The organism is Rhizobium sp. NLR8a, from assembly GCF_019685235.1.
Lineage (GTDB): Bacteria > Pseudomonadota > Alphaproteobacteria > Rhizobiales > Rhizobiaceae > Rhizobium.
Map to the genome: position 1 here is coordinate 1 of NZ_JABDWI010000027.1, position 11,291 is coordinate 11,291.

General features: G+C 57.4%; 14 protein-coding genes and 3 pseudogenes. 7 read left to right on the forward strand and 10 right to left on the reverse strand.

The window, feature by feature from the left end; genetic code table 11:
• Positions 1 to 15: 15 nt before the first annotated feature.
• The 8 genes and pseudogenes from HJC04_RS32020 to HJC04_RS31350 all read right to left on the reverse strand — a co-directional run.
• Positions 16 to 126 (reverse strand): annotated as a pseudogene (locus HJC04_RS32020) (thiazole synthase); the annotation flags it as partial.
• Positions 119 to 410, reverse strand: a pseudogene (locus tag HJC04_RS31320) (GSU2403 family nucleotidyltransferase fold protein); the annotation flags it as partial. The pseudogenes HJC04_RS31320 and HJC04_RS32020, both read right to left, overlap by 8 nt.
• 44 nt (positions 411 to 454) lie before the next feature.
• Positions 455 to 742 (reverse strand): hypothetical protein, encoded by a 288-nt coding sequence (locus HJC04_RS31325; protein WP_176536298.1) that lies wholly within the window; start codon positions 740 to 742, stop codon positions 455 to 457.
• A gap of 62 nt (positions 743 to 804) precedes the next feature.
• Positions 805 to 1,869 carry a fatty acid desaturase gene (locus tag HJC04_RS31330; protein WP_210633782.1) on the reverse strand — a complete coding sequence of 355 codons (1,065 nt, stop codon included), beginning with the start codon at positions 1,867 to 1,869 and terminating at the stop codon, positions 805 to 807.
• Positions 1,870 to 1,934: 65 nt separating this feature from the next.
• A complete protein-coding gene (locus HJC04_RS31335) occupies positions 1,935 to 2,315 on the reverse strand; it encodes a DUF6481 family protein (protein ID WP_221147814.1) in 381 nt (126 codons plus the stop codon).
• 168 nt (positions 2,316 to 2,483) lie between these two features.
• Positions 2,484 to 2,693 (reverse strand): cold-shock protein, encoded by a 210-nt coding sequence (locus HJC04_RS31340; RefSeq protein ID WP_210633800.1) that lies wholly within the window; start codon positions 2,691 to 2,693, stop codon positions 2,484 to 2,486.
• Positions 2,694 to 2,893: 200 nt separating this feature from the next.
• On the reverse strand, positions 2,894 to 3,166 hold the full coding sequence (locus HJC04_RS31345; protein ID WP_221147815.1) for a hypothetical protein: 273 nt from the start codon (positions 3,164 to 3,166) through the stop codon (positions 2,894 to 2,896).
• The gene (locus HJC04_RS31350; protein ID WP_247241824.1) at positions 3,163 to 3,429 is read right to left on the reverse strand and encodes a hypothetical protein; all 267 of its coding nucleotides are present in this window, start codon (positions 3,427 to 3,429) and stop codon (positions 3,163 to 3,165) included. Before HJC04_RS31350 ends, HJC04_RS31345 begins: the two co-directional genes overlap by 4 nt.
• 650 nt (positions 3,430 to 4,079) lie before the next feature.
• Here HJC04_RS31350 and HJC04_RS31355 point away from each other — a divergent pair.
• From HJC04_RS31355 to HJC04_RS31385, 7 genes are all read left to right on the forward strand, one after another.
• The gene (locus HJC04_RS31355) at positions 4,080 to 4,853 is read left to right on the forward strand and encodes a hypothetical protein (RefSeq protein ID WP_210633785.1); all 774 of its coding nucleotides are present in this window, start codon (positions 4,080 to 4,082) and stop codon (positions 4,851 to 4,853) included.
• A 626-nt stretch (positions 4,854 to 5,479) separates the two neighbouring features.
• Positions 5,480 to 5,746, forward strand: a complete 267-nt coding sequence (locus HJC04_RS31360) for a DUF1488 domain-containing protein (RefSeq protein WP_097599671.1) — start codon at positions 5,480 to 5,482, stop codon at positions 5,744 to 5,746.
• 39 nt (positions 5,747 to 5,785) lie between these two features.
• Complete coding sequence (locus tag HJC04_RS31365; protein WP_210633786.1) at positions 5,786 to 6,052, forward strand: BON domain-containing protein; 267 nt, start codon at positions 5,786 to 5,788, stop codon at positions 6,050 to 6,052.
• A 1,517-nt stretch (positions 6,053 to 7,569) separates the two neighbouring features.
• Positions 7,570 to 7,785 carry a DUF982 domain-containing protein gene (locus tag HJC04_RS31370; protein ID WP_311044477.1) on the forward strand — a complete coding sequence of 72 codons (216 nt, stop codon included), beginning with the start codon at positions 7,570 to 7,572 and terminating at the stop codon, positions 7,783 to 7,785.
• Positions 7,786 to 8,591: 806 nt separating this feature from the next.
• Complete coding sequence (locus HJC04_RS31375; protein ID WP_221147817.1) at positions 8,592 to 8,885, forward strand: hypothetical protein; 294 nt, start codon at positions 8,592 to 8,594, stop codon at positions 8,883 to 8,885.
• A 461-nt stretch (positions 8,886 to 9,346) separates the two neighbouring features.
• The gene (locus HJC04_RS31380; protein ID WP_259668992.1) at positions 9,347 to 9,802 is read left to right on the forward strand and encodes a hypothetical protein; all 456 of its coding nucleotides are present in this window, start codon (positions 9,347 to 9,349) and stop codon (positions 9,800 to 9,802) included.
• A gap of 165 nt (positions 9,803 to 9,967) precedes the next feature.
• Positions 9,968 to 10,279 (forward strand): hypothetical protein, encoded by a 312-nt coding sequence (locus HJC04_RS31385; RefSeq protein ID WP_183698236.1) that lies wholly within the window; start codon positions 9,968 to 9,970, stop codon positions 10,277 to 10,279.
• A 161-nt stretch (positions 10,280 to 10,440) separates the two neighbouring features.
• Here HJC04_RS31385 and HJC04_RS32025 read toward each other — a convergent pair.
• Positions 10,441 to 10,627 (reverse strand): annotated as a pseudogene (locus tag HJC04_RS32025) (cold-shock protein); the annotation flags it as partial.
• Positions 10,628 to 10,686: 59 nt separating this feature from the next.
• On the reverse strand, positions 10,687 to 11,291 hold a 605-nt coding region (locus HJC04_RS31395; RefSeq protein ID WP_221147818.1), incomplete at its 5' end, for a thiamine phosphate synthase.

The following is an 11,291-nucleotide window of genomic DNA, read 5'->3' on the forward strand; positions in this document are numbered from 1 at the left end:
AGAAGGGGTCTAGCTTCATGAAAAGACTGCCTTGCCGATGACGGGAGTGGATGGGACGGCGACGTCGCGTGGCTCCAGCGGTATGGCCCCATGCGCCAGGCGGCCGGCATCGATGGCAAGCGCGAAGCCGCACGGCATCTTTTGCCGCCAGCATTCCTACCCGGGCTCGAATATTTTGTTGCCACGCAAGACCGCGCTCCGATGCTTCGTTGTAGACGAGCGCCAAGTCGGCAGATCGCCTTGTCTGCTGCAGGGCTTCAAAGAGCAGCGCAGGTTGACGAACGTCCTTCTCGCGCTCGCCACCCCTGCCCGTCAGTGTGTCGGCGGCTGGCGACTATGAGCTTGTGGACCGCATGCCGGAGTGGATCAGGGACGACGACTGGGACACCGCTCCGGTGGAGCAGCATTGTCCCCTGACGGTTTCTGCTGTCGCGGGCGCTGCAACTGACCGGATTTATTTATGCTTCAGCAGCCACATCTTTCCGGCCATCGTGATGCCGTGCGGCGAGATGGCTGGGTCGGCGTCGGGATCGAGGGTCTTGAGAAGACCGCTGATTCTCAATTCGCCTACCGTCGCCGTTGTTGCGAACTTGATTGCGATCGGCCGCTCCTGAAAGCGATCGGCTTTGGCGAAGGTAATCGTCGCATTGAGATGCGTCCACTTCTTGCTCTCCTGAAGGTACAGGTCCCCATCCCTTGCAAGTTTCAAGCCTCTGATCTGGGGAGGCGTCAAAGTGACCATCAAAGCGGCCGTATTGGGACTTGTTTTGGCGGTCGTACTCATCTTGGATCCTAACATGCTATTCAAACGATCCGCATAAAGCGGTCAGATATCGATGGGCCGAGGCTCTCGGCCTCTCGGAAGGAGATGAGCCTGCCGCTCTCTTCATCCCACAAAGCAAGCCGGACACATTCGAGGCTTTGCCGAAGGGTGACGCGGCCGATAGCCACCAACTCGGGGTGATTGCGCAGGACTTCCGGAAGCCGGTAATACGGAATGCGGCTTGAAAGGTGGTGGATGTGGTGGATACCGATATTCCCGGTCAGCCATCGAAGCACGAGCGGAAGATCATAATGTGACGCGCCGTGAAGAGCGGCCCGCGGAAATTTCCATTCTCCGGTCTTCGACCAGTGCGTTTCCTCGAACTGATGTTGGACATAAAATAGCCAGACGCCGGCTGCCCCTGCCAGCAAAACGACCGGCAGATGCACCAGCAGGAAGGGGATAGGCCCAATCGTCCACATTAACAGGCCGCCTATGATCGCGATCGCTGCATTCGTGGCCATCGTGGAAACCCAAGGCAAGGCTCCCGCCTGCATCATCCCGATCGGCAGGCGTTGCTTGAAGATAAAGAGCCAGGCGGGTCCAATGCCGAACATGACGATCGGATGCCTATAAAGTCGATAGGCGAGTCGCCCTGCTCGAGAGCGGGTGCGATATTCCTCGAGCGTCAAGGTCGTGATGTCGCCGATGCCACGTTCATCAAGATTGCCGGCAGATGCATGATGTTCGGCATGTGTTTGCCGCCAGTAATCGTAAGGCGTCAGAGTTAGAACGCCGAGTGCGCGTCCTGTCCACGTGTCCAGCTTTCGCCGGGCGAAGAATGAACCATGCCCGCAATCGTGCTGGATCATGAATAACCGGAGCAGGAAGGCGGCGGCTGGCAGGATCAGTATGTAACCGGGCCAGAAGTCTTGCAGCAAAGAGGCATACGCGCCGACCCAGAGCAGCGCGAACGGGGCAGCTGTCACAGACAACTCGAACGCGCTGCGCCAAAAGCTCGGTTGCCGGTATTTCGCGAGGATCTTCAGCCACGCACCGGCGGAGTCTTCAAACGGCTCGTGCAACTGGCCGGCTTGGCTTCTCATCGATTTTCTGATCCCCTTCGGACGCGACGCAAATTGGCGGGAGCCACGGTCAGATGTTCAGGCCGTCAAGCGCGACGAGCCTTACGTGCGGCATAGCGCCGGTCGCGCTCGGCCTTGCGTGCCGCTTCATCGGCGACGACACGTGCGATTCGGTTATTGACTTCCAATTGGCGAGCTTCCGCCTCTGCTCTTTGATGAGCCTCGGCAACCTCGGCTACTGCGGCAGCCTCCCGAAGGAGGCGGTCATTTTCCGCCGCCTTCATTGCGTCGCGCTCGGCGCGACGCGCGGTCCTGGCCGAAGCAATTGCTTCGCGCGCCGCCAACCGTTCTTGCATTACAGGGTCGGTCGGCTTCGGAGCCGACTCAAATTTTGCAATCAGCTGACGTCTGGCGCTTTCGGCGGACTTACGACGTTCTGAAAAGCTGTTGTCGCTTGGGTGTTTCAATCGATGTCCTTGCCCAACAGGATAGCCTAGGCCGCTACGCTTCAAGTCGTACGAGCGGTCGGGCGCTGTTCACTTGTTGAATGAAAAAGGCCAGACATCTGCCTGGCCTTCAACTATCCTTGCCAGCCACGCCAGTACATCCGTGGTCGCAGCGGCTATAGGAGCTTTTTAGGCCGGTTGGAGCTGGCCTGCAGACATTTTGCCGGACTTGCGGTCATGCTCCAATTGAAAGCCGAGCTTCTGGCCTTCAGCGATTGAACTCATTCCCGCGCGTTCAACGGCAGAGATGTGAACGAAGACGTCGGCGCTCCCGTCGTCAGGCTGGATGAAGCCAAAGCCTTTGGTGGCGTTGAACCATTTTACTGTGCCAGTGGTCATGATTAACCCTTTCATCGGCATAAATTTGACGGCCCGCCGAGCGACGCGCGGCGGTGTTTTCGACTTTTGAAGGGAGAGTTGATCAAGAGGCGCAGAGCGCAGCCAAACAAATATCGGCAAACAAAGCATCGATATGTGCAGGGATAGACTGGAGATCCTTCCCAGTCAACCTTTTGTTTTCAGCTTCTCGCCATTTCCACTTAGGCGGGCAATTCCGCGTGATACGTTTCAGGTCGACGGCGCGTCAGCGGATAAGCCTCGGCTTCATAGAGTTTGCGCATCTGCAAACCATCGAAGCGCGCCTCCTCGACTTCGAGCACGGATCCACCGAGGAGAGAGGCCGGCATGTCCTCGATCGCAAAGCGAAGAGCCTCGGCGACGGAATCGAACCTCTTGTAGCCGAGGCGGCCTCTTCTGTTGATTGTCTTGCACGGGTAAAGCCCCGCGCCGGCACTATAGTCGAAAACGGTCATAACCTAATCCTTGCGGCTTGAGCGATCGCCGAGAACAGTCGTTCTTTGCCGTCCCATGTTGCGGTATTAACGGAAGAAGAAGTCAGTCCAACCGGTCCAGCACTCCGTTTTTCGAGACGCTGCTGCATCTCGGCAAGCTTCGTCGCGCGCCTCCGGAGAGCTTGCCTGCTGAGGAAATCCTGCAGCTTTGCTGCATCCGATCCTTGTTCTGGCTTGGAGCGCTTGAACATGCTTTCGGCGGCATGGCGGGTGGTGTTGGTCATTATGGCATCCTCAGTGCGGCTGCGGGACGAATACATCCGGAACAAACCGCTCCAGCCAGTATGGCGGAGTTCGCAACGTTCGCAAAATCAGGGTTTGCCAAGCAACCGACGCAGCCGGGAGGATCAGGTAGCCGAAAGGCTGAAAACGTGCCCTGTATGTAAGGTTTCAATCAGCCTCATTCAAGGCACCACATGAATAGCAAAAGCTTGCTTGCCAAAGGCGGAAATGAAGTCCAGGGTGCGATGTCGGCTGCAACTGGTCAGGGCGCTGCCGCCTGAGGGACAAGAGCGCGCCCTAGCCCCGACAAGAGGAGGACGCGATGACGTCCCGATCCTCGCATGCCTGCTTCCTGCTCTACTTCCAGAAAATGCTCCTGAACGCCAACGGCGAAAGCAAGCGCAAACCAGGCAATCGGAAAGTGCATAGGACCTTTCCCATGGTCCGCAACAGAGGACAGCTTCATGGCTCGTCACCTGTCGGTCGCGGGATGTGGGCCGGCGCGCCCATTTTTCCTGAGAAAGCTCCCGAGAAAGAGCCAAGGCTCTGGTAGCGTCGCACGGTATCTGTCCTTCCCTCTTTACTGCCCTTCAGCGTTATATCTTGGAATTACGACCAGGAGATCGCAGATGCAGGCCTTTGGAGACAACTTATGCGCCAATCATATTACAGGGCGCTGGCCCTGATGATGACCATCCCCCTGCATTCTGCATCGGGACTCAGCTCCTCGGCGCTCGGCCAGACCTCAAGGTCGGTGCCTGAAAATGCCCAGGCAAGCCGCTATGGCCTCGGCTGGGAATGCAATCGTGGTTTTCGAAGGCAGGATGACGCCTGCTTTAAGGTGAAGCTTCCCGACAACGCGTTTCTGACGAACTCCTCCTTTGGCAAGGGCTGGGATTGCCATTACGGCTTTCTGGAGAAGGGGAACCAGTGCCTCACCGTCCAAATTCCGGACAATGCATATCTCGACCCATATTTCGGCGATCGCTGGAGATGCCTGCGTGGATACCGTCAAACCAATGTGGGTTGCGACCCTATCAAAGTCCCGGAGAAAGCATTCCTGTCCGATAATACCACAGGATCCGGCTGGGAATGCGAAAGAGGTTATCGCGCGCTACAACAAGCATGTCTCAAGCTCGAACTCCCCGCCCACTCATATCTGACATCCGCCGGAAATGAGTGGAGGTGTGATAGAGGCTTTGAAAACAAGGATCAGACGTGTGTCGCTGTCGAGGTTCCGGAGAATGCCATCTTCGTCGACGCGCCCCACGGACTGAAATGGAAGTGCGACCGCGGCTTCGAGCCGAGGGGCAATCAATGCCTGCAGCTCAAGCTTCCCGAAAACGCACATCTTAACTCGACGGGCAACGGATGGGACTGTAATCGTCCGTACCAGCTTCGCGGTGGTGCCTGCATGATCGAATGACAATCAGCTGAAGTCTACCTCGGTGCCTCCCTCGCCGTCTAAATAGCTGATGATTTTTCACTCTGCTTGTTTTTTCTATCGGAAAGCAAACGGCTGGGCGCCTAAGACGGAAACTCCAGAAGAGCGACGAGATTACTGTCAGCGCGTAAATGAAAACTTCCAATTCCGACACTATATCGTCATCATAACAGCGGGTATCACGATGAACCGTCTGCAGGAGTTTTCGATCAGACCAAATGGGGATCGATGGTGCGAAACGCGGACGCCGTAGAAAGGTTTCATAACCTGCCCCGTTCGGCCCGAACGCGATGCTCTCGTCGCAGCCCTCCTCAAGCGCAGACGACAGATTCCAGCCAGCCACGAACTCTCCTCTGACCCTACATTGCAATTCGAGGGCCGCGCCCCATATTTCCTAGGACCGGAGCTGCGAAGGAGCAGCCGTCGTTCCGGGATTCCGGCACCCCGACAGCAGGAAGCCGGACAGGAGGAAGGTCTCCTGCATCTGTAGCACAGCGGCAACCTGACCAGCCCTGCCGCGCCTCAGCGAGCCCGGCGGAAGTTCAATGGCATACTTTGCGACAGTCCAGTTTGACTTGGCATGACCAACCCCTCCGGGAGAGAAATGCGTGACACTGACCTTTCCCAATAGAAGCCGCAGTTTCGACGAGAGCCGCAATGCCGTTCGCTTCTCCGGATATGACGGCATGTTCGAGGTGCGGTTTTTGATTGAAGCCAATGCCTTGCGGACCGCAAGCCAGGCCGCCCGCTCCGAAGACGAGTGCTTGAGAGCCTTTGATATGGCGCGCGAGGCCATTCTGGATGCGGCCACCCATGCCTACGGCCGCGGCTGCAAGGACCGACATACCCTGACGGCGCGGGATATCCGCCGATAGCCTATTACACCCGAAAAGGGCCGCGCAGGAGGCGAAACGATGTCAGTCGACAGAAAACATCTCAGCGTCGCGAGCCGCGTAGCAACCCGCCATCCCGACCAGGACGATCTTGAATCGGCGGTCTACAGCGCGCTTGCCGATTCCAGCGATCTCGACTCCAGCTATATCTTCGTCACCGCACGCGGCAGCGATATCACGCTGGCCGGGTGGGTGCATGTGCAAGCGGAGGTGTTGTGGGCGGAGGAGATTACGCTGAGAACGAAGGGTGTGCACAAGGTTCATAATGAGCTGTCGCCGGATTTGTGAGGCGAACCCATGGCACTATTTCCATCGGCGCGCATCCGCGCCGTGTTCCCGCCCTGACTGGGAGCAAGCCCGGCACGCTGCCGGGTTTCCGTTAACCGCAGATGGATCTCCCGATCACAGAGGCGGTTGGCGGACGAGGTCCTGCATGGCGGCGACGCTCAAAGCCTCCATGCGTTCCCGCAAGGCTCGCTCATCGAGATTCTTGCCCGCCGAGCGTAAATCTGCCAGGATCTTGCCGCGGCGAACGCGATACCGCAGGAATTACAGTTGGCTGCTTCGAAAAGTGGGCTCGCTTCAGTTTCTCAAAGCGAGCCTTCCGAGTTGCTACTATCAGACGTCTATTTGCGTCCACCACTAGGACGGGATTTGGCACCTGTTCCGCCTGCGGTCTTGGCGTCGGGAGCTTGCCCGAAGTTTGTTCCCCCCAGGTGCCCGCCACCGCTCGTGTTCGCGGCCTGGCGTTGGGTTCTGCGCTGGATCTCAGCGGCATTGGTTTTGCTCATTTAAATTCCTATTCGTCGCATGAGTGATCGCTGCCGGACGGCGCCCGGAAGACAAAGATCGATTTTGAGAGGAAAGGTCTGCTTGACGCCAAGTGGCGCGAAACGAAGCTCGACTAGCAAACTCGATGTGGCAACCTGAGCCGCCATTGTGTTTAAACGAAGTTCTCGGCCAGCGAGCCGGCCAACAAAAAAGGCCGGGGCGAAACCGCACCGACCTTCCTCACATCGCTACCCATACCAATGCCAGTACATCCGTGGTCAAAAGCAGAAAGCGACTGCGGCAATTGCGAGCGACAGATGCTTTCCAGCGCTCATCAGCAATGCCGATGAGAGGCATATAGGCACTCGCTGCATGAAACGCAACCGCAATTTTCGGTTTTGTTAAAGATATCTTATAAAAATTCAAATTGCGTGATTCACATTGCATCCGGAGCTGCGCTCAGGCATGGTCACCTCGTCAGCAGCCAATGTTACGGGCGCTGCTGCATCAGGGCTTTCAGCCCTCGCCCCAAATTGAAGGAGGACCGGAAATGTCTTCCGAACACGTCCATATCTTAAATTCCAGAGACCTCACAATGCTGCGAGGCGTCTTGGATGCGGCTGGATACAATTCAGCCAGAAGCGTCGCCCATCCTGAGCGATACAGCGCGGCAGCGAAGTTGCTTATCCAACGTTTCCAATATGGGATGACCTCTGCCGACGACCTTTCCAGGGAGCTGGAAAGGTGTTTTGGCGAGCCAATATCGTCGAAGTCTCCGCCAAGCTTTGAGCGGACACGCGCCTCCATTCAGGGACGGCCTGCCCGATAAACCTCCGACAACCGTAGGACTCCCCGGCCCTCCCAATGTATAGGGCGATAGCATGGAACAATGCGTCAAGGCGGGGGTTGGGGGTGTGGATTGCACGGGTGAGGAACTTTTCTCCCTCATGCCGTACTCCGGCTAACTGTGAGATCCACTATTTCTCAAATGTGGAATCGGAGACTGTGTGTCGACGTCGGCGTGGCTGCTCTTAGTGGTTGAACGCAATCGGGTGCGGCATATTATTGCGTCCGCAGATGAAGCCCTTGACATGCTTTTTAAGAATTGGCCGGTGACGAGCGGTAGCGCTTTCTTTATGGCAATGGAGGCCTGTGCGGGCACGGTAGAGGGCATAGTAACCGAAGGGGAAGCCCAGTCCGCGTTCCTTGCGGCAGCCTTTGATGCGCGAGTCGTGGTTCGGATTGCCTAGTTCTTTTATTAAAAGGAGTGCCAATTTGCTCGTCTTCGGGTCAGAACCGCCTAGAGGGCGCTCCGAGGAAGGTCACGGGCGGCTGCAATGGTAAGTGCAAAGCCCGGCCACTGCCTGGCTTGGGCGGCGTCGAAAAGAGGCGTGCCGAGGAACCTGACGAAAAGACTGCGGAGTGGAAAAGGGGGGAAACCCGTCGACCGCCCCGAGCGCGCCGGCTCAGCGCTCCAATTGGATCGACGCCTGAATCAGATCCTGATGGAAGCAATGCGTGCGTAGATCCTCTGTCAACTTGACCAGCCGTCAGCATTCCGTCGATCAGACTCTGCTGAGCGCAAATCATCTGCCGGTCGATGATCACTTGCCGTCGCGCGAGTTCCAGGTCCTTCGGGGAATAGGTCATGAGGGACTATATCATACAGGCGGGCGAGAGTAGGATTCAATTCCGGACCGCCTCGGGACTATCGCGGCCAGGTGAGTTGTCATCACTGAACGAGCCGAGGAGAGCCCGCGCCTCTCGCCCCGTGACCGAGTAGCCCGCACGAAAAATAATATTGTCGCCTGGCGCTGCGTTCGTCGCATTTGCCTTGGATAAAGCGCAATAGAGGCGCATTATTTGCATATCGACAGCCAATGAAACGGGCGCTGCCGATCAAGGGGTGGCTCCCTTCGCCCCAATCAAAGGAGGACAAGATGTCTTCCACCTTCAATCGCTCTTCATATATGGCGGCTTACGGCGACTTCTTATTCAGGGCTTCCATCCTGGCGAGCTTCGCCGTCATCATCAGTTTAATTTTGAGAGGCTGGTTATGGTAGTAATCATCACAACCGGAACTCCGACGAAACGCGACGAGAATTGGCGCCTCCGGTCCATCCTCAAGCGCGCGGACTACGCGACGATAGATCTCGTTGCTTCAGAACATGGCAACCATCACGAAGAGGTGATGGTGATAAGGCGCATCAAGGCGGCGACGATTCCCGCGCCCGCCTACCCCTCTTCGAGACGGCGGAAGCTGCATGCCGATCCTGAGGCGTTGGCATCATGGGAAAACGAAGGGGGCGCCACGCGAGCTGTGGACGCGCCTGCGGACAAGAAGAATTGATGACCCGCGAGGCAATTGAGCAAGGAATGCCGGATTGGCGATCAGGCTCGGTGGTCGAAAGCCCAGCCCCTCTTAGTCTTTGGTGATGCTGAAATTCTGCCCAGTGGTATGTTGCAAAGACCTGCAGCGATCATGCCGTCGCAGGCGTGATGTCGCATTGCTCCAGCTCGGAAAGAGGTGATCAAGCGATTTCCGGTTCACCGACTTCATTCGGAGCTCGGACGGCATGTGCGTAGGTCCTTTTACGTCCTTTTGGCCCTGATGATTGAACCTGGAAAGAGATGATTGCGAAAAATCACCACATTGGGACGCACAGGTCTGACCGCTTTCTCCTCATCCCACAATATTCAGTTTGCCAGCCGTATCGATTAGGCGCATGGTAGGTCTTCAGTAGCTGTTTCTCAGGGCGCTACTGCGTGGAGGTCGGTTTCTGCCTTCGCCCCAAATTGAAGGAGGACAGCATGTCTTCCAATCTCAACATGTCTGTGCGGACCTCTGACCTGGCTGTATTGCAGGGCGTCCTTGACGACGCAGGATACGATTGCACAAGTAGCCTTGCAGACCCGAAATATTACAACGTTGCCGTCAGACTGCTGTTCAAGCTTTATCACGACGGAATGACCTCGCCCGCCGCCCTCTCTATCGAACTCAGCCGGCACTTCGGAAAAACACCACTGTCCTCGAAATCATCCGCGGAGTTCGAAAACAATCGCAAGCGGATTCAGATATCCGTTCAGCCGTTAAAGTTAGGTCGCCTACCGGCGCCTGAACAGACCGTGTTGGGTAACTTCTCGCAAAGCTCATTCGACGAAGGCCTTACCAACGCGATGGAGGGTTGCATGCCGGCGCCGTTCGAACAGCTAGACGACCTTCTCATCGCCCCCGGCGCAAGCGTCGGAGGCGCAGGAAGTCGTTGACTCTCCGTGCCATGAACTACCTGCAGCGAAAGTGCACACGGCGCGGGATTGCGCCGGCGGTCCAAGCCGTTCACTCAAGACCTTGCTGCTGCGCTTGCGAAACCATAATGCGCAACAGCCCGCCGGGAAGCGGCACAATAATGGGCACCGTCAGAGGAGGCTAGAATGCCAGAAGCACCAAACGAATTTGCGGCCAGTCCAAACGGAGACAAATGGTATCTCGAACATAACGAAACAGCGGACCAGCATACTGTCATCCATCGCGCCAACGATGCCTCCGGCGGCACTGTGACGAGATGGCCGATTTCGAGCTTTCTGGAGCACTTCGGCGATCATCCGCAAGGTCAGGCTCTTCGCGAGGCATTGCACGATGCTGGATCAGCTGAGCAGGAAGTACCGAGTGAACATACGCCCGTTGTGCAGAAACTGGTGACTTCTTTCCCTTGGTCCCGCAAAACGCAACACGTTGAGGATTGAGTACGCTCTCACTTACCTGAAAGGGTAGCCCCACGGGCGGTCTCAGGCTCGGCATATGCAAACGATGTCAGCTGGGTCGTCGAAAAAATTCCTGGCGCGGTCCTTGACGGACCTCCGTCCACTCGTCTGTACCCCTTCAAGCAGACTGAAGATTGCCAGACCGACATCTTGCCGGACTTGTCGTCATGCTCCAAGTCGTAGCCGTTCTTCTGGCCTTTGAACGATTTCGCGCATGCCAGCGCGTTCCACGGCAGAAATATGGACGAACGCGTCCCGGCCGCCGTTGTCAGGCTGAATGAAACCAAGGTCCTTAGTGGAATTGAACAGATCCGAACCGGCGTTGATTATATGACAACACCCCCGCGCCGGCAGGATCCCGCGTTCCGGCGGGAATAACCCTTCATCCCTCATGCGCGCCGCCATGGCGCGGTCGCGGCCAGCCACTGCAGCGTGCGGGCCTCGGGATCCGGGTTGCGGGTAATATCGGTGACCACGGCGGCACTGTGGGCGCCCTTTTCCAATACCAGCGGCGCCCGTTCGGCGGTGATCCCGCCAATCGCGACAAGCGGAATCATCCCGACGCGCTGTCGCCAGTCAGCAAGGCGTTCGACGCCTTGCGGCGCCCATTTCATAGCCTTGAGGATCGTGGGCCAGACCGGCCCGAGCGCAACATAATCCGGCTCGGCCGCCAGCGCCGTCTCCAGCTCCGATATGTCGTGGGTGGAAAGGCCGAGCTTCATGCCGGCGCGACGAATGGCATTTCTATCAGCGGCCATCAGATCTTCCTGCCCGAGATGAATGAAATCGCATCCTTCATCGATCGCCAGCTTCCAGTGGTCATTGACGACCAACTGGCAACCCGCGGCCGCGCAGGCAGCCTTCGAACGCCGGATCTGCTCGCGAAGCACGGAGTCCGGGCAATCCTTGATGCGCAGCTGGACGAGTTTGACGCCGAGTGGCGCGAGACGCTCGACCCATTCGGCGTTGTCGACGATGAGATAGAAGGGGTCTA

What these genes read in the sequence shown, in the direction of transcription:
- HJC04_RS31345 (WP_221147815.1), bottom strand. Translation starts at nt 3,166, where the DNA reads ATGACCGTTTTCGACTATAGTGCCGGCGCGGGGCTTTACCCGTGCAAG.
- HJC04_RS31355 (WP_210633785.1), top strand. Translation starts at nt 4,080, where the DNA reads ATGCGCCAATCATATTACAGGGCGCTGGCCCTGATGATGACCATCCCC.
- HJC04_RS31375 (WP_221147817.1), top strand. Translation starts at nt 8,592, where the DNA reads ATGGTAGTAATCATCACAACCGGAACTCCGACGAAACGCGACGAGAAT.
- HJC04_RS31330 (WP_210633782.1), bottom strand. Translation starts at nt 1,869, where the DNA reads ATGAGAAGCCAAGCCGGCCAGTTGCACGAGCCGTTTGAAGACTCCGCC.
- HJC04_RS31350 (WP_247241824.1), bottom strand. Translation starts at nt 3,429, where the DNA reads ATGACCAACACCACCCGCCATGCCGCCGAAAGCATGTTCAAGCGCTCC.
- HJC04_RS31340 (WP_210633800.1), bottom strand. Translation starts at nt 2,693, where the DNA reads ATGACCACTGGCACAGTAAAATGGTTCAACGCCACCAAAGGCTTTGGC.
- HJC04_RS31385 (WP_183698236.1), top strand. Translation starts at nt 9,968, where the DNA reads ATGCCAGAAGCACCAAACGAATTTGCGGCCAGTCCAAACGGAGACAAA.
- HJC04_RS31380 (WP_259668992.1), top strand. Translation starts at nt 9,347, where the DNA reads ATGTCTTCCAATCTCAACATGTCTGTGCGGACCTCTGACCTGGCTGTA.
- HJC04_RS31365 (WP_210633786.1), top strand. Translation starts at nt 5,786, where the DNA reads ATGTCAGTCGACAGAAAACATCTCAGCGTCGCGAGCCGCGTAGCAACC.
- HJC04_RS31325 (WP_176536298.1), bottom strand. Translation starts at nt 742, where the DNA reads ATGGTCACTTTGACGCCTCCCCAGATCAGAGGCTTGAAACTTGCAAGG.